Genomic DNA, 16,760 nt, shown 5'->3' with positions numbered 1-16,760 from the left:
GCCTGGACGACAACTTCTTCGAACTGGGCGGTCACTCATTGTTGCTGCTGATGCTCAAGGAGCGGATCGGCGATACCTGCCAGGCTACGCTGAGCATCAGCCAACTGATGACCCATGCCAGCGTCGCGGAACAGGCGGCATGCATCGAGGGGCAGGCGCGTGAGTCGTTGCTGGTGCCGCTCAACGGCAGGCGCGAAGGTTCGCCGCTGTTCATGTTCCATCCGAGTTTCGGCTCTGTGCACTGTTACAAGACCCTCGCCATGGCGCTGCGGGATCGTCATCCGGTCAAGGGTGTTGTCTGCCGTGCCCTGCTGGGCGCTGGTCGCGAGGTGCCGGAGTGGGACGATATGGTTGCGGAATACGCCGAGCAATTGCTGCAGGAGCACCCCGAAGGGGTTTTCAACCTGGCGGGATGGTCGCTCGGCGGCAACCTGGCGATGGATGTCGCGGCCCGGCTGGAGCAGCGTGGGCGGCAGGTGGCTTTCGTCGGCTGGATCGATGCGCCGGCACCGGTCAGGGTCGAAGCGTTCTGGAACGAGATCGGGCCGACGCCGGAGGCAGTCCCGAACCTATCCGTGGGCGAGATGCGGGTGGAACTGCTCGGTGTCATGTTTCCGGAGCGGGCCGAGCATATCGAACGGGCCTGGTCATCGATCTGCTCCGCCACGACGGACGATGAGCAGCGCTGGACGAGGATGAGCGACTGGGCGGAAGCGGAGATCGGCGCCGAGTTCGCGACACTGCGCAGCGAAATCGTACAGAGCAACGAACTGGAAGTGTCCTGGGAGTTGAAACAGATCCTCGACGAGCGCCTGAAAGCGATGGATTACCCGCGTCTGACGGCGAAGGTCAGCCTCTGGTGGGCCGCGCGCAGCACCAATGCCATCCAGCGGAGCGCGGTGGAGCGCTCGATGGCCGAGGCGATCGGGGCTGAGCGTGTCGAACCGGTGCGGGTGCTGGATACCCGGCACGACAAGATCATCGACCACCCTGAGTTTGTGCAGAGCTTCCGGGCCGCCCTGGAGTATGCCGGGCGCTGATCTCAGGTCCGTTCCGTTCAAAGCCCGCCTTCAGGCGGGCTCTTTGTTTCTGTACAGGAATCATTTGGTGTCGTGCCGACAGGCGTCTTCGGCGATGGGGCGCGTGGGGTAGCCGAGAAGCAGAACGCCCCGCATTGCGGGGCGTTCTTTTTCGCAGCCGGGCTCAGAAGTCCCAGCGAGTGCTGAACATCAGGTTCCGTGGATCGCCATAGGATGCCGAGGTGTAGAAACCGATGTTGGTGTAGTAGGTCTTGTCGAAGACGTTGTTGACGTTGACGCTGGCCGACAGCTTGTCGGTGATCTGGTAGCGGGCCATCAGGTCCACCAGCCAGTAGTCTTCCTGGGAGAACTTTTCCCAGCGGCTGCGGGGATTGTTGTAGACCATCTGCCAGCTCTTGCCCTGCCAGCGGGCGCCGCCGCCGACCGTGAGCTTGTCCAGGGCGCCCTTGAACTTGTAGCTGGTGTAGAGGCTCAACTGGTCCTGAGGCTCCCAGGTGGAAACCTTCTTGCCACTGTCGTCGCGAATGATCTTGTGGGTATAGCCAGCCTGAACCTGCCAGCCTGGCGCCAGTTCACCCGAGATTTCCGCCTCGTAGCCCTTGGTCTTGGCCTTGATGCCCTTGTAGGCGTAGGTGATGGCGGGGTTGGTCGGTTTGCTGTTGTAGAGGGCGTCTTCCTCCGCGCGGTTTTCCTCATGAATCTCGAAGTAGGCGAGACTGGTATTGAGTCGTCCGTCGAGATATTCGCCCTTGATGCCGATCTCGTAGTTCTGGCCTTCGTCGGGTTCGAGCAGTTTGTTGCTGCTGTCGCGATACCAACTGTCCTGCGGCATGAAGATGTCGGTATAGCTGGCGTAGACGGAGTAGGTATCGTTCAGGTCGTAGACCGCGCCGACGTAGGGAATGAAGCGTCCGGACTCGCGAATGGTCGGATTCAGGCCGGTTACCCGGTAGTCGACCACGCGTCCACCTAGGAACAGGTTCAGGTCATCGGTCACATTGAAGCGGGCGGTCATGTAGCTGCCCAACTGGCGGGTCTTGTCATCGATGTACTGGGAGGGGGTACCCCAATCGGGCTTGCCTATATCGCCGTCCCAGTTGATGAAGTCGTCGGTGGTGTTGTCGTAGTTGCGCAGGTTCCAGTAGCTCTTGCCCTCCCAGTGGGAGAAGGAAGCCGAGGTGCCGACCACCAGCTCGTGCTCGCGACCGAGGAACTGGAAGGGGCCGGTGAGATAGATATCCAGCGAGTTGCTCTTGGTTTCGCCGGTGTACTTCTGCGCAACGATCTTGGCGCTGTTGTCCGGTGCCGGCCAGTCGCCCATGATCGCGCCGAGGGGCGCGTGGTAGCCGTTGATCTTGTGATCGAGCTGCACCTTGCCGACCCAGCCGTTGGCGAAATTGTGCTCGAGGTTGGCGAAGACGGTGCGGGTGTACTGCTCCCAACTGCTCCACTTGGCTCCGTTGTTGAAGGAGCGGGAGACGTCGTTGCGGTTGCCCTGGCTGTCGAAGAGCGGGAAGCTGCCCGACCAGCCCGATCCCTTGGGATCGTTGTCCTGATAGTCGGCGCCGACGGTAAGCATGGTGTCGGGATTCAGATCGAACTCGAGGATGCCGTAATAGACGCTGGTTTTGCGCTCGTAGTGATCCATGAACGAGTGCTTGTCCTGGTAGGCGGCTACCGCCCGGCCGCGGACGTTGCCGGACTCGGTCAGCGGGCCGCTGACGTCCAGTTCGGAGCGGTAATTGTCCCAACTGCCCGCGCCCAGTTCGACATGGCCCTTGAATTCATGGGTAGGTTTCTTGCGGATCAGGTTGATCGTGGCGCCGAGGGACCCCGCACCGGTGAGCAGGCCGGTCGCCCCCTTGAGTACTTCCACCCGGTCGTAGATGGCCATGTCACTGAGCGTATTGCCCGCGGAGTAGCCGACGTTGCGGGCCGTCGAGGGAATCCCGTCGTACTGGAAGTTGTTGATCGAGAAGCCGCGGGCATAGTAGTTGTTGCGGTCAGTGTCGTAGGCCGAGACGGTGATGCCCGGCGTATGGCGCATGACGTCGTCGATATTGTTGAGGCCGAAGTCGTCCATGTTCTGGCGGGTGACCACGGTGATCGACTGGGGTGTCTCGCGCGGAGTCAGGACCAGGCGGGTCGCCGTGGCGATAGTGCCTGGCGTATAGGAGCCGCTGTCCTCGGTGATGGTGCCCAACTGGTTGGAGGTGATCATGGTGGCGCCGAGATCGACGCTGCTGTCCGCCGCCTCGGCGACGCTGATGGTTATCGCATTGCCCTGGAAGTCCACCGATGCGCCGGTGCCACGAAGCAGCTCGGTAATCGCCTGGTTCGGCTCAAGCTTGCCCTTGATCGCACTGCTACGCTTGTTCCGGACCTCTTCCGGGCGATACAGCACCTGGATATCCGCCTGGCGGCCGAACTCCTGGAGTGCGCTGCCCAGCGCCTGGGGAGGGATGTCGAACTCGATTTCCTGCGCCTGGACATATCCCGCCAGCGGCAGGCTCAGGGCCATGGCGAGCGAGTGGGGAAGCATCCTGCGTTGGAAGGCACGGCGCATCAAAAACGCCTTACTCAGAGGACTGAGACCGTGTGGTGCTGGCATGGGTGATTGCTCTTCTTAGGTTGGCAAGTTGCGAATGAATGAGATCGCTTCTCAATTCTCTTAGTATGACGTTTTACCCACGGAAAACCGGATGAAAAAGTTTCACGCCGTCTCGGTTTCCTTGACGACCTTGCCTGCCGAGAGCCTTATCAACTGGTCCGCCATTTCGAAATAGCGATCATCGTGGCTGATCACGATGATGGTCTTGCCCTGGCGCTTCAGGTCCGGCAACAGTTCGGTGTAGAAGACCCTGCGGAAAGCCGGGTCCTGGTCTGCGGCCCATTCGTCGAAGACCAGGACCGGCCGCTCTTCGAGCCAGGCATTGATCAGCGCAAGGCGCTTGCGCTGCCCGGTGGAGAGATCGGTGGTGCTGAAGTTGCCGTCCATGACGCTGACCTTGTGGGCGATTTCCAGGCGTTGCAGATATTGGGTCGCGTTCTGCAACGAAGCCTGCTTGCCCTGGACCAGGTCGTCGAAGAGGTAGTAGTCGGCGAAGATGGTGCTGAAGAGCTGGCGGTAATCGTCGCGGGTCTCCGCGCTGACCGGTTCTCCGTTGAGAAGGATCTCGCCGGACTGCGGGCGATAGAGGCCGAGCAGCAGCTTGATCAGGGTCGTCTTGCCGCAGCCGTTCTCGCCGACGATGAAGACGATGTCACCTTGGGCGATACGCAGATTGATAGGGCCCAGATGGAACGGTTCGCTGCCTTCGACGGCGGGGGGGCTGTAGCGAACGTCGCGCAGTTCCAGGCTGTCGACGGTCTTGTCCGGGGCCTCCTGTTCGCTGAGCAGAAGATGGGGTTCGGGAGAGGAAAAACGCTCGGAAAGTTCGGCGACCCGCTGGAAGGCGACCTGGGCGCGGCTGACGATGGGAAGGATGGTCACCACCTGTTCGAGTGGTCCCTTCATGTACAGCAGGACCATCACGAAGCCAGTGATGGCGGCCGGATTGGACGAAGGCCAGTAGGCCTGGAGCGTAAGCGCCAGACCGATCACCACGAAGAACAGCATCGAGCCGAAGGTCTTGGCCAGGATGAATATATTGATGGAGCTGATGTGGAGGTCGCGGATGTTGTTCGCGGTTTCGCTGATGCGGCCGGTGTGCATGCGATAGCGACGGGGGCGGTGGATGCGCAGTTCCTTCGCGCCCGAAGCGATGGCGGTGTAGTGCTTCTGCAATTCGTCTTCGAGATCGCGGGCGGCATAGAACCCTTTGAAACCGCGGGAGCGCGCCAGGTACTGGGCTGCCGTGCCGATGACGATGGCGACGACTGTCAGCAGGAACATCGGGACCGATAGGTAGGCGAGGTAACCCAGGCAGCCGAAAGTGATGGTCAGGGCTATGGCCAGTGGGGTGAAGGAAAAGGAGAAGTCGCTGATGGTGTCAATGTCGTGTGTCAGTACCGGAATGAGACGGTGGGTCCGGTAGCGCTCGATCTGCTCGATGGGCGCCGAGAGGACTTTCTCGCCGAGTTCCTTGCGCAGCTTCGCGATGATGTGTTGGCCGACGTAGCTGGTACCGATGTCGGAGACGATCGAACTGACCAATGCCAGCAGGCAGAGTCCGCCGAACGACAGCAGGACGCCTTGGCCGAGGCCGTTTTCCGAGTGCAAGGCGTTGTTGATGCTGGCCAGCAGCAGGGTGATGGCAAGGCCGCCGGCCATGCCCAGTGCTATGGAGACGGCCACGATCGCTCGAAAGGGCCTGAGCAGGGCGAGCAGTTCGCGAATGGCGCCGCGCTTGGGATTGGTCATAGTTGCTTCCCGGATGTACTAGGTCGGTGGGGTCCCAGGATTGTTCCATGGCCGCTCCCGGCTGGGCCGGTAGGCATGGGACGGTTGAGTGGGGTGGCCTGGCGCAGGCTTTCGTTGCGGCACTGCGAATGCGGACGGCGACCGGCTCCAGGAGCATGCGTCACCCGTCTCGGCCTCCTTGCAGACAGACGAAGCAGGATGCCCGGTATTTAGCGGCGTTCGGCGGGGCGTAGGTTCTTCCACGTAAATTGCAGGCGATGCCGTTCGTTGCAGATCAGGAAGAGGTGTCGCGCCCGCCCGTCGCAGGTCGACGCGCGCTTCGACTCGACATGGCGCTGCCTTCCTCTGGCGCTCGATCCACTCCTGGGAATGATGAAATGACGAAAAGGAAACTGGCCTATATCTGGTCCCTGAGAAACGCCGCGGCCGACAAGGCCGGCCAGTACGTGCCGTACAAGGGCGAACAGCGGTACATGAAGTCGGTACTGGAGTCCTTGGTGGAGGCGCTGAACCAGACTGCGCTGGGCGATGCCTACGAGCTCGTGGGCGTGATCTACGACGACGACGCGGAGCTGCCTCGCGACCAGGGAAAAATCAAGGATTACGGTTTCGCCTATCGTCCCGGGCAGCAATGGTTCTATCCGGCAGACCTGCAGGTGCAAGGCAAGACCCTGAACGACCTCTTGCTCAGCGTGCCGTCCACCTACCGCCGGTACCCGCGGGGTACCCCCGAGCATGTGGCCGGCAAGAGCGATTTCGAGCGACGCCTGCATGACACCCTGGTGGAGCTGGGCGCCGATGTGGTGGTATTGGACGGGCTCCTGGTCATCCTCGATGAGCTGGTACGCCCGGGCGCTCCGTTCGCACGGCGGATCATGAATATCCATCCTGGCGTGACGCGCGAGGACTCGCCTTACGAGCGTCGTGGCGCCTATGCGACCCTGGACGCGTTGTATGGAGCGCGGGGCGAGAAGGTGGTGGATTGGGCGACCATGGAAAAGGTCGCGGTCGAGCCGCTGTACTGGACCGGAGCATCGTTCCACTATGTGGACAATGGCATCGATTCCGGCGAAGTGTTCCATGATGTGCTGAAAACGGAGATTTCACCCGACGACACCATCCTCGAGCTGCGCTGGAACAACTTCAACAACAGCCTGTTCCCGGCCTTGCACGAAGGGCTGGCGCTGCTCGCCGAGAAGCTCTGAACCCGGTTCCTTCGAGGGGTTCGAAAAGGCCGGAGCGGTGTCGTCGCTCCGGCCTTCTTCATTCTGAATCAGAGTTCGCGCGCCACGCGGAAGCCGATCCAGTCGCCGCGGTCGCTGGGGGCCGCATTGTTGCGGTTGCCCGAGCGCGAGAAGATCGGCGGCTCGCCCCAGTCGTTGCCGCGGATCTGCACCAGCTCGCACTTGTCCTCCATCCACGCGCTGCCGTCGCTCGGCGCGCCGTTGTAGTGGTCGTGCCAGCAATCGGCGACCCACTCGTAGACGTTGCCGTGCATGTCGTAGACGCCGAAGGCGTTGGGCGGGAAGCTGCCCACCGGCGAGGTGAAGTTGTAGCCATCGCTGGCGCCGTAGGTGTTGGCGTGCTTGGCGATGCTGTATTCCTTGCCTTCGTCGAACGGGAAGGGGAAGGGGCCGGCGCTGCCGGCGCGGGCGCCGTACTCGCGCTCGGCCTCGCTGAGCATGCGGTAGTGTTTGCCGGTCTTCTTTGACAGCCAGGCGGCGTAGTTCTTCACGTCGTTGTAGTCGACGCATACCGCCGGCTGGCGAGGGCCTTGCTGGTAGCGCGGCTTGCCGGCGATGCATTCGCGGCCGGGGCGGGTATCGCCGTCGGCCAGCTTGACGCCGGTGGCCTTCAGGTAGGCGTCCAGTTCGCCGGCGGTGACCTGGTAGCGGCTGATGGCGAACGGCTTGGCGAAGGTCACGTCGTGCAGCGGGCCCTCGTCGGGCTGGCGGCCGACCTCGTCGTCCGGGGTGCCCATGGTGAAGCTGCCGGCGGGCAGCACGACCATCTCCGGGCAGTCCTTGCAATCCTTGAACACTGTGCCGGGCTTCTTCGCTTCGTCGGCGAAGGCGGGGGCGGTGGTGACGATCAGTGCGGCCAGGGCCAGGGGCGATAATGCGTGCATGGCGGTTCTCGTTGAGTGGCGAAAGGGGTCAGGCGAGTTGCGGGGCGAGGATTTCCAGCACCCGGTCGATCTCCGCCTCGTCGTTCAGCAGGCTCGGCGCCAGGCGCACCACCGGGCCGACATCGCGATCCACGGCGTCGCTGATTACCCGGTGCGCCATCAGGTGTTTGGCGACCGCCTCGCAATCGCGGCCTTCGACGCGGAAGAAGGTGAAGCCCGAAGACAGCTCGGGGCTGGTCGGCGTGACCAGGCGGACCTTGGGATGCTCGCCCAGGCGCTGCTTGAGGTAGGCGTTGAGCTGGTGGATACGCGCCTGGACCTCGGCCTTGCCCAACTGCAGGTGCAGCTCGAAGGCCGTGCCCAGGGCCAGGCGATGTTCGAAGGCGTGGTAGCCGCCAGGGGTCATCAGGGTGCCGAAGTTGTCGGCGCGGGAGAAGGTCGGGATGCTCGGCACCAGGTGCTCCTGGAGCTGTTCCGAGCGGGCGATGATGACCCCGGTGCCACGCGGACCGAACAGCCACTTGTGGGTGCCGGCGATGAAGTAGTCGCAGTCGAAGTCGGCGAAGCTGACGTCTTCCACGCCGAAACCATGCACGCCGTCGACCACGTAGATGATCCGGTCCTGCTCGTCGCGCTTCTGGTTGAGTTCGCGCACCAGCTTGCCGATCTCGCGGATCGGCAGCTTCACGCCGCTGCCCGACTGCACCCAGGTCATGCCCAGCACCCGGGTCTGCGGGCGGATCTGAGCGGCGATGCTGGACAGGATCTCGTCGGCGGAAACCCGATGCGGGTCCTTGAACAGCGGGAACTCGCGGACCTGGGTACCCATGCGCTTGTGCCGGTATTCCAGGGTGGTGTAGGTGGAGTAGTGCTCGTGGGAGGAGGTCAGAATCTCCTTGCCCGGCTGCACCAGCAGGCCGCCGTAGATCGCCGCCAGGCCGTCGGTGGTGCTGCCGGTGAGCGCCACCTGGCCAGGTTGCACGGCGAAGTAGCGACCTGCCCAGGCGCGAGCCTCGTCCTCGTATTTCCAGATTTCCTCGCGATGCCAGTCCACCGCTTCGCCCGGGTTGCGGTCGAAGCGGACCCGCAGGCGCTCGATGGCCTCCCGCACCGGCCGAGGGTGTGAGGTGAGGAGGAAGTTTGCGAAGTGCAGATACTGCGGGTCGAGATCGAATTGCTGGCGCAGCGCTTTCCACTTATTGCCGGCGTCGCTCGGTGCGCCTTCGGCGCGGAGCGACTGGGCAGCGGAAAGCAGCGGCAGGCCGGCGGCGAGAATGCCGGCCTGCTTGAGAAAGGTACGACGGTCGTTCATCGGGAGGTCCGTTGCGGCGTGGTCAGGGGGTAGCTGTCGGCTTGGCGCGTTTTTGCACTTCGCCCCAGGCGCGCAGGAAGTTGCCTCCCCAGAGCTTGGCGATGTCGGCATCGGAATAACCGCGGGTGATCAGTTCGGCAGTGACGTTGCGGATTTCGCTGACATCCTTCCAGCCGTCCACGCCGCCACCGTCGTTGAAGTCCGAGCTGATGCCCACGTGGTCGATGCCGACCTTCTTCACCGTGTAGTCGATGGCGTCCACCAGTTCCTTGAGGCCGGCCTTGGGCTCCTCCTCCAGGATGCCGTAGAGGGCGCTGGCGTATTCACCGAAGCGTTGTTCCGGCCAGATGGTGATGATCGGATCGCCCGGCATCAGCGCATAGTCCAGGCCTTCCAGGGGTGGCAGGTCGAAGCGCGCGCGCAGGGCGTTGAGCTTGTCCAGGGTCGGTTTGCTCAGCGGACGCAGGTAGGCGGGGAAGCCGACCACCTGGATCACGCCGCCGCTGTCCTTGATCAGTTGCATCTCGTGGTCGCTGAGGTTGCGCTTGATGTCCACCAGGGCACGCGGCGCGGAGTGCGAGGCGACGATGGGCGCGCGGCTGAGGGCGGCGACCTGTTCCAGGGCCTTGGTCGACATCTGCGAGACGTCGATGATCACCCCGAGATCGTTGAGCCGTTCGACCGCCTGCTTGCCTAGCGGGGAGAGGCCGCCCAGGGCATCCGCCGTGTCGTTGAAGAACGGCAAGGGACGGGAAGAGTCGGACCAGTCGTTGTTGCCGACATAATTGAAGCCGAACATGCGCACGCCGCGGGCGGCCCATTTGTCCAGCTGGGACAGGTCGTCGCCCAGCGGGTAGGCGTTGAGCATGCTCATGACGATGGCGAACTTGCCTTCCATGGCCAGGCGGCGGAAGTCCTCGGGGGAGTAGGCGATGCCGACCTGGTTGGGGAAGTCGCGGACCATGCCGGTGAGAATCTTGTAACGAATTTCCTGCTGGTGACGAGCCTCGTCGACGAATCCCGGGGTCGGCTTGTGTGGCGCGTTCGGGCCGTTCCACATCTCCGGCCAGCCGAAGATCGCCAGGGCAGCGCCGGACAGGCGCCCGCGGCCCGCCTTGACCAGGTCGAGCTGGTTCGGTCCGTCCTTGTCGAACTCGTTGCCTTCGGTGCCGAAGTCCGGCGGGATGGTGATCCGGCTATCGAAGGAGAGGATGCGCTCATGCAACTCCTCGGCGTGCTTCATGACCTTGCGCGGGTAGCCCGCTTCGCTCGGGCCGAAGGTCTTCCAGGCCAGCAGGCCGCCGCCGACGAGGATGAGGAAGATCGGCAAGCCGAGGTAGAGGGCCTTGCGTGTGCGTGTTCTAGTCATTGCCGTCCCAGTCAGGTTCGAGATCGAAAGCGCGGATGAGCGTCTGCCGAAGCGGACTCACCTGTCAGGGTGGGACGAGGCCGGAGCGGGAAAATTTAGCGCCGCGGGAGGGATTGTCGAGTTGCCTGTGGAACGGCATGTGGGCGGTAAATTTGCCGACGGAAGGAACGTTCTAGCTGGATAAAGCGAGCTTCACGGTTGATACAGGTAGGACGATGACGGTTTCTCGACGCGGATTCATGGCGGGCCTGGCCCTTACCGGGGCGGCGGCGCTGCCGGTGGCTTACTACACACATCGTCATCTGACCCGCGAAGAGGAGCCGCAGACGCCTGACGAGGCTTCGCTCGACCTGGCGGCTACCGATGGCATACGACTGGGCGACCGCCTGCGCGGTCTATGGGATCTGCGCCTGGTAGGCGGTGATGCCGAACTGCCCGGGCTGCCTCGGGAGGGCTTGCAACTGGTGCTGGACGTGGCACCCAAGGGACGCGGCCTGATTGGCTACCTGGATACTCCTGAACGTCTCCTCGCGGCGGAGCCGCCGCGCTTTCGTGTGCTTGGCGACTTGCTCGGAGCCAGTTCTGCAAGCATCCGCTGGCGTTTGGTGGACCAGGCGAGCGGTTCCGTGGCACCGACTCACGATTGCTCGGCGGTGTTCGACGAGGTCTGGGCAGACTATGCGAACGCGGGCGACGGAACTCTGAGCGGACGCATACAGCGCCTGGAGCGTTCGCCGCTGTCGCCGAACGAGGATTTTCGTTTCGTTGCGGTAAAGCGTCACTTCCCCCTGGCCCATGAGCGCATCGTGCTCAACGAGAAACTTCTCGGTTGGCTGGTGTCGCCGCAGCACCGACTGTTCCACCAGCTATGGCACGCTTCGCGGGACAAATGGCATCGGCTTTCGGAAAAACAACGCAATGCGTTGCGCGGAGTCGGTTGGCAGCCCGGCCCGCTGGACCGCGAACGCGATGCGCGAGGGCCACGCAAGGATCGCAACGCCTCGGGTATCGACTTCTTTTTCATGCACCGGCACATGCTGCATACCGCGCGTTCCATGCAGGACCTGCCGTCCTGGGAGCGTCTGCCGCGACCTGTGGTGCCGCTGGAGTACGATCGTCCCGGCTTCATCCGTTACTTCGACAATCCGGACGGGTTTTCCGTGCCTCCGGCCTGGGTGGCAGTGGATGACGACGAGTACAGCGAGTGGCTGCATGGCCTGAAAAGCGCCGAGGCCTACCATGCCAATTTCCTGGTCTGGGAATCGCAGTACCAGGACCCGGCGTACCTGGCGAAGTTGACCCTCGGCCAGTTCGGTTCGGAGCTGGAACTGGGCATGCATGACTGGCTGCACATGCGCTGGGCCTCGGTGACGAGGGACCCCTCCAACGGCGCCCCGGTCATGACCGACCGTTTTCCGGCCGATTTTGCCCCGCGCTGGTTCCGCCCGGAGAACGACTTCCTCGGCGACCCGTTTTCCTCCCATGTGAATCCGGTGTTCTGGTCGTTCCACGGCTGGATCGACGACCGCATCGAGGACTGGTATCGCGCCCACGAGCGTTTCCATCCTGGCGAAGTGCAGCGCCGCGAAGTGGAGGGCATCCAATGGTTCGCGCCCGGTCGATGGGTCGAGGTCGGCGATCCCTGGCTGGGTCCGGCGACCCATGGATGCGGGCTTTCGGATGTCCAGGCGAGCAGCAACTCGGTGGAGCTGGACGTGGAAACCATGAAGCTGGCTTTGCGCATCATCTTCAGCGAAGAAGATCAACTGAGCGGCTGGCTCAAGCGTGCGCCGCGGCGGCCCTGGTACGCGCGCAACCTGAAGCTGGCGCGCGACCAGCTCAGGCGCTGAACGGCGAAAGAGCGAGTAAGGATGGAGGAGGCCCGCGCAACGCGGGCCTCAGTCTTTCCGCGCGAGACCCTGGCGGTCGCTCTGCCAGCCGCCGCCGAGGGCCTTGTACAGGCCGACCGAGGCCTGCAGGCGGGCCAGTCGCAGTTGCACGGCGGCATCCTGCGCCGCGTACAGCGTGCGTTGCGTTTCGAGGACCGTCAGCAGGGTTTCCGCGCCGGCCTGGTAGCGGCTGTCGGAGAGATCGAAGGCGCGCTGCGCCTGCTCCAGCTCCTGCTGCTGCCAGTGCAGCTGGCGGTCGAGGCCGTCGATGCTGTTCAGCGAGCGTTCGGTGTCGGCAAAGGCGGTGAGGATCGCCTTGCGGTAGGTTTCCAGCAGTTCTTCCTGGCGCGCCAGGCTGCGGTCGCGCTCAGCGCGCAGGCGGCCGTGGTTGAAGATCGGGGCGAGCAGGTTGGCGCCCAGGTTGTAATAGGGGTTGCGGAAAGTGTCGGCGGCGCGGTTGGCGCCGGACGACAGCGAGGCGCTCAGGGTCAGCTTGGGGAACAGCGCCGCGCGCGCCACCTGCACGTCGGCCTGGGCCGCGGCCAGTTGCGCTTCGGCGTTGGCGATATCGGGACGGCGGCTGAGCAGTTCGCTCGGCAGGCCCGTTCCGGTCTCCGGCCAGCGCAGGCTGTCGAAAGGTCGCTCGGCCACCTGTAGCGCCTGCACCGGCTCGCCGATCAGGGTGGCCAGGGTAATCAGCGCCTCATGGGCCTGCTGCTCGAGTAGCGGCAGCTGCTTGCGCTGGCTGGCGACCAGGCTGCTCTGCTGGGCGACCTCCAGGGCGGTGGCCGAGCCCGCGGCATGGCGGGTCTCCACCAGGCGCAGGACGTGCTCGGCGTTGTCCAGGTTGAGCCTGGCGATGCGCTGCTGTTCGCGCAGCGCCAATACCTGCAGGTAGCTGTTGGCGACGCCGGAGAGCAGGGTCAGCTCTACCGTGGCGCGGTCGTACTCGCTGGCCTTGAGGCTTTCCAGGGCACTGCGGTAGGCAGCTCGGCGACCGCCCCAGAAGTCCACTTCGTAGCTGGCGCTGAGGCCGGCGGAGAAGGAGTCGACGGCATCGTTGTCGGAGGTCGCGTCGGTACCGCTATAGCCCGAGCCGCGCAGGAGTTTCTGCCGGCTGGCGCCGAGCGTCGCATTCAGCTCCGGCAGCAGCGGCGCGCCGGCGATCACCGCCGAGGCCTGGGCCTGGCGCACGCGGGCCACCGCCGCGCCGAGGTCCTGGCTGTTCAGCAGGGCGCGTTGCAGCAGGCTGTCCAGTTCCGGCGCGCCGAAGGCCTTCCACCACTGGCGGATGTCGCTGGCATCGCTGCGCCCGGCCGCCAGGTAGCGCCACTGAGGGGGCGCGGCCAGGCCGCTGTCGAGGGGCGCCGGCGTGCTGCCGCAGGCGCCGAGCAGCAGGCAGGCGGAAATCAGGGAAAGATTCTTCATGGACATGTCCGTCATTGGCTGGCCAGGGCGGCCACCGGGTCCAGCTGGGCGGCCTTGCGCGCCGGCATGAAGCCGAACACCAGGCCGGTGACCAGCGCGCAACTGAAGGCGCCGACGATGGCCGACAGGGAAAAGGCCACCGCGACCTGGCCGAGCAGCAGCACGCCGCCGATGCACAGGGCCAGGGCGATCCCGGCCAGGCCGCCGACCACCGAGAGCATCGCCGCTTCGGTGAGGAACTGGCGGAGGATATCGCCCTGGCGGGCGCCGGTGGCCATGCGGATGCCGATCTCGCGAGTGCGTTCACGCACGGTCATGAGCATGATGTTCATCACGCCGATCCCGCCCACCAGCAGGGAGATCGCGGCGATCGAGCCGAGCATCAGCGACAGGGTGTTCTGGGTCTTCGCCTCGGCCTGGATCATCGCCGCGTTGTTGGTCAGCTCGTAGTCGCGCTGGCCGCGGTGCAGGCGCAGCATCAACTGGTCGATGGCGCGTTCGGCCTGGTGCACGCGCTGGGCGTCGGCGGCGGCGATGATCACGTACTCGGGGTTGCGCGTGCCGAACAGGCGGATGCTGGCAGCGGAGTAGGGGATGGCGATGCGGTTGTCGGCATCCTTGTCGCCGGAGCTGGAGCCTTTCTCGGCGAGCACGCCGATGACCTGGAACGGCACGTTCTCGATGAGGATGTAGCGGCCGATCGGGTTGGCGCTGCCGAACAGCTTCTTGCGCACCTTGTAGCCGATCACCGCGACCGTGGTGGCGGCGTCTTCGTCGCGCTCGGTGAAGTAGCTGCCCTCGGCCACCGGCCAGTTGAGGATTTCCGGGAAGTCGGTGTTGTTGCCGCCGACGTAGGCGTGGTAGTCGATGTTGCCGTAGCGCACCACCAGCTCGCCGCCGTTCACCGGCATGACCTTCTTCACCTGGGGCAGGGTGGCGATGGCGGCGACGTCGTCGCTGCTGACGATGCCCATCGGCGCGCGCGGGTTCGGCGAGTAGCCGCTGAGATAGATGATGTTCGAGCCGAACGCGCCCATCTGCGCCATCACCTGGCGTTTGCTGCCCTCGCCGACGGCGAGCATGACCACCACCGAGGCGACGCCGATGATGATCCCGAGCAGGGTCAGCGCGGTGCGGAACCGATTGATCCACATCACCCGCCAGGCGGCGCGCACCGCCTCCAGCAGTTCGGCGCGCCAGGCCCCCGAGGGTTCGCTGCTGCCCTCGGCGAGGCGCTGGCTGAGATCGTCGGCCTGCAGGTGGCGCTCGACGCCGGCGCTCGGTTGCGCCGGGCGCTCGTCGTTGGCGCTGTCGCTGACGATCTCGCCGTCGCGCACCTCGATGATGCGCTTGGCGCGGGCGGCGACGTCGCGGTCGTGGGTGATCAGGATCACCACGTGGCCCTGGCTGGCCAGCTCGTCGAGCAGCGCCATGACTTCCGCGCCGCTGTGGCTGTCGAGGGCGCCGGTGGGTTCGTCGGCGAGGATGATATGGCCGCCGTTCATCAGCGCGCGGGCGATCGACACCCGCTGCTGCTGGCCGCCGGACAACTGGTGCGGACGGTTGGCGGTGCGCTCGGCCAGGCCCAGGCGTTCGAGCAGGGCCCGCGCGCGGGTGTGCCGCTCGCTCGCCGGGATGCCGGCGTAGATCGCCGGCATCTCGACGTTTTCCTGGGCCGAGGCGGAGGGGATCAGGTGATAGCCCTGGAACACGAAGCCGAATGCCTCGCGGCGCAGCCAGGCCTGCTCGTCGCTGTCCAGTTCGGCGACGTCGTGGCCGGCGAAGTGGTAGCTGCCGGAGCTGGGCCGGTCGAGGCAGCCGAGGATGTTCATCAGGGTCGACTTGCCGGAGCCGGAGGCGCCGACGATGGCGACGAACTCGCCGGCGTGGATCGACAGCGATACGCCCTTGAGTACCTCGACTTCCGGGGTGCCATTGCCGCCGTAGCGCTTGCGGATGTCGCGCAGTTCGATCAGGGGGACGGGGTGCGTGGCGTTTTCCATCAGCTGTCGCTGCCGTCGGGAGCGGCCATCAGCAAGCGGTCGCCTTCCTCCAGGCCGGCAAGCACCTGTACCCGCAGGCGGTCGCTGATGCCGGTCCTGATCTGGCGGCTCTGCGGCTTGCCGTTGCTGCCGACCACCCAGGCGACCTGGCCGCCCTTGCCGTCGTCGTGGATGGCGGCGACCGGCGCGGTGAGGATGTTTTCCGCGGTGGCGGCGACGAAGAACACCTGGGCGGTCATTTCCGCCATCAGTTGGTGGTCGCCGTTGTCCACGTCGACCAGCACGGTATACAGCACCACCCGGCCGCTGCCGCTCTGCCCGCCGCTGCCGCTGGTGGGGCTGCCGCCGCCCTGGTTGCTCTGGTCCAGCGGCTTGGGCGGCACCGGGAGGATCTGCCGGACCTTGCCGGTCCAGCGCCGGCCTTCGCCGCTGAGGGTCGTGAAGTAGGCCGGCATGCCAGGCTTGACCCGGCCGATGTCGGCTTCCGAAACCTGGGCCCAGACGGTCATCGGCGACAATTTGGCGATCCGCAGGATCAACGGGGTCTGCTGCTGGGCATTGAGGGTCTGGCCTTCGCGCGCATCGACCGCCACCACCGTGCCGGACATCGGCGCGTAGATGCGGGTATAGCCGAGTTCGGCTTCGTCGCTGCGCAACGAGGCCTGGGCCTGGCGGATCTGCGCCTGGTACATCTCGATCCGCGCCTGGGTGGCGAGCATCTGCGCCTGGGCGCTCTGCACGTCCTCGGTACGCGTCGCGCCGCCGGCAGCCAGCCGCTGCTGGCGCTGGTACTGCTGGCGGGCGAGGGTGTACTGGGCACGTTGCTCGGCCAGCTGGGCCTTGAGCATCTCGATCGAATAGCGGCCGGCATCGACCTTGGCCTGCTGGGTGGAGGGGTCGATCTCGACCAGCAACTGGCCTTCCGTCACATCGTCCCCGGCCTCGACGTGCAACTTGCGGATCTGCCCGGAGGCCTGGGCGCCGACGTCGACGTAGCGCCGCGGTTGCAGGGTGCCGAGCGCCGAGACGCTGCTCTCGATGCTGCCGCGGCTGACGCTCACGGTATCGAAGCTGTTGCTGCGGAACGGATAGGCCTGCCAGGCGGCCAGGGCGATCAGGGGGCTGAGGCAGACTGCGACGAGCAGTGCGCGACGAGTACTACGGGTTCGTCTCATTCGGGAATCCGGCCGGTGCGTGGAGAGACCGCCGCCGCTGGATCGGCAGGCTG

At 65.0% G+C, this 16,760-nt stretch carries 11 protein-coding genes; 3 read left to right on the top strand and 8 right to left on the bottom strand.

What is annotated here, in order from left to right; genetic code table 11:
• The coding region (locus tag HMPREF2581_RS20920) for an alpha/beta fold hydrolase (protein ID WP_049266394.1) at window positions 1-1,040 on the top strand (1,040 nt) is incomplete at its 5' end.
• Between the two features lie 163 nt (window positions 1,041-1,203).
• Here the strand turns inward: HMPREF2581_RS20920 and fpvA are convergent.
• Together fpvA and pvdE are read right to left on the bottom strand one after the other, a co-directional pair.
• Window positions 1,204-3,651 (bottom strand): ferripyoverdine/pyocin S3 receptor FpvA, encoded by a 2,448-nt coding sequence (gene fpvA, locus HMPREF2581_RS20915; RefSeq protein WP_003139291.1) that lies wholly within the window; start codon window positions 3,649-3,651, stop codon window positions 1,204-1,206.
• Between the two features lie 102 nt (window positions 3,652-3,753).
• A complete protein-coding gene (gene pvdE / locus HMPREF2581_RS20910) occupies window positions 3,754-5,403 on the bottom strand; it encodes a pyoverdine export ABC transporter PvdE (protein WP_003103601.1) in 1,650 nt (549 codons plus the stop codon).
• A 377-nt stretch (window positions 5,404-5,780) separates the two neighbouring features.
• Here pvdE and pvdF point away from each other — a divergent pair, with 377 nt between their 5' ends.
• Complete coding sequence (pvdF, locus tag HMPREF2581_RS20905; protein ID WP_003114501.1) at window positions 5,781-6,608, top strand: pyoverdine biosynthesis hydroxyornithine transformylase PvdF; 828 nt, start codon at window positions 5,781-5,783, stop codon at window positions 6,606-6,608.
• Window positions 6,609-6,676: 68 nt separating this feature from the next.
• Here pvdF and HMPREF2581_RS20900 read toward each other — a convergent pair whose 3' ends face one another.
• The 3 genes from HMPREF2581_RS20900 to pvdM are packed head-to-tail and all read right to left on the bottom strand — an operon-like array spanning window position 6,677 to window position 10,212.
• Complete coding sequence (locus HMPREF2581_RS20900) at window positions 6,677-7,531, bottom strand: dihydropyoverdine dehydrogenase (protein WP_003139292.1); 855 nt, start codon at window positions 7,529-7,531, stop codon at window positions 6,677-6,679.
• Window positions 7,532-7,559: 28 nt separating this feature from the next.
• Entirely contained in the window at window positions 7,560-8,843 is a 1,284-nt protein-coding gene (pvdN, locus tag HMPREF2581_RS20895) for a pyoverdine-tailoring periplasmic protein PvdN (RefSeq protein WP_003122677.1), read from the bottom strand.
• Window positions 8,844-8,865: 22 nt separating this feature from the next.
• Window positions 8,866-10,212 (bottom strand): pyoverdine-tailoring dipeptidase-like protein PvdM, encoded by a 1,347-nt coding sequence (gene pvdM, locus HMPREF2581_RS20890; RefSeq protein WP_003103610.1) that lies wholly within the window; start codon window positions 10,210-10,212, stop codon window positions 8,866-8,868.
• 215 nt (window positions 10,213-10,427) lie between these two features.
• Between pvdM and pvdP the strand changes: the two genes are divergently transcribed.
• A complete protein-coding gene (gene pvdP, locus HMPREF2581_RS20885; protein ID WP_003139293.1) occupies window positions 10,428-12,062 on the top strand; it encodes a pyoverdine maturation tyrosinase PvdP in 1,635 nt (544 codons plus the stop codon).
• Window positions 12,063-12,110: 48 nt separating this feature from the next.
• On the opposite strand, the gene ompQ is transcribed toward pvdP, so the two are convergent.
• From ompQ to pvdR, 3 genes are read right to left on the bottom strand one after another with little or no spacing between them, the layout of a single operon-like run.
• Window positions 12,111-13,535 carry a pyoverdine export/recycling transporter outer membrane subunit OmpQ gene (gene ompQ / locus HMPREF2581_RS20880; RefSeq protein ID WP_003139294.1) on the bottom strand — a complete coding sequence of 475 codons (1,425 nt, stop codon included), beginning with the start codon at window positions 13,533-13,535 and terminating at the stop codon, window positions 12,111-12,113.
• Window positions 13,536-13,540: 5 nt separating this feature from the next.
• Window positions 13,541-15,532: a pyoverdine export/recycling transporter ATP-binding/permease subunit PvdT gene (pvdT, locus tag HMPREF2581_RS20875; RefSeq protein ID WP_003139295.1), complete on the bottom strand. Its 1,992-nt coding sequence runs from the start codon at window positions 15,530-15,532 to the stop codon at window positions 13,541-13,543.
• Window positions 15,532-16,707 carry a pyoverdine export/recycling transporter periplasmic adaptor subunit PvdR gene (gene pvdR / locus HMPREF2581_RS20870; RefSeq protein ID WP_003089547.1) on the bottom strand — a complete coding sequence of 392 codons (1,176 nt, stop codon included), beginning with the start codon at window positions 16,705-16,707 and terminating at the stop codon, window positions 15,532-15,534. The genes pvdT and pvdR overlap by 1 nt, the downstream gene beginning before the upstream one ends.
• Between the last annotated feature and the right edge of the window lie 53 nt (window positions 16,708-16,760).

The organism is Pseudomonas sp. HMSC057H01, from assembly GCF_001836405.1.
Lineage (GTDB): Bacteria > Pseudomonadota > Gammaproteobacteria > Pseudomonadales > Pseudomonadaceae > Pseudomonas > Pseudomonas aeruginosa.
The sequence above is the reverse complement of the archived record's forward strand: the minus strand, read 5'-3'. Positions and strand labels throughout refer to the sequence as shown.

Coding starts and splice junctions, on each gene's coding strand:
- fpvA (WP_003139291.1), bottom strand. CDS start 3,651: ATGCCAGCACCACACGGTCTCAGTCCTCTGAGTAAGGCGTTTTTGATG.
- pvdE (WP_003103601.1), bottom strand. CDS start 5,403: ATGACCAATCCCAAGCGCGGCGCCATTCGCGAACTGCTCGCCCTGCTC.
- pvdF (WP_003114501.1), top strand. CDS start 5,781: ATGACGAAAAGGAAACTGGCCTATATCTGGTCCCTGAGAAACGCCGCG.
- HMPREF2581_RS20900 (WP_003139292.1), bottom strand. CDS start 7,531: ATGCACGCATTATCGCCCCTGGCCCTGGCCGCACTGATCGTCACCACC.
- pvdN (WP_003122677.1), bottom strand. CDS start 8,843: ATGAACGACCGTCGTACCTTTCTCAAGCAGGCCGGCATTCTCGCCGCC.
- pvdM (WP_003103610.1), bottom strand. CDS start 10,212: ATGACTAGAACACGCACACGCAAGGCCCTCTACCTCGGCTTGCCGATC.
- pvdP (WP_003139293.1), top strand. CDS start 10,428: ATGACGGTTTCTCGACGCGGATTCATGGCGGGCCTGGCCCTTACCGGG.
- ompQ (WP_003139294.1), bottom strand. CDS start 13,535: ATGTCCATGAAGAATCTTTCCCTGATTTCCGCCTGCCTGCTGCTCGGC.
- pvdT (WP_003139295.1), bottom strand. CDS start 15,532: ATGGAAAACGCCACGCACCCCGTCCCCCTGATCGAACTGCGCGACATC.
- pvdR (WP_003089547.1), bottom strand. CDS start 16,707: ATGAGACGAACCCGTAGTACTCGTCGCGCACTGCTCGTCGCAGTCTGC.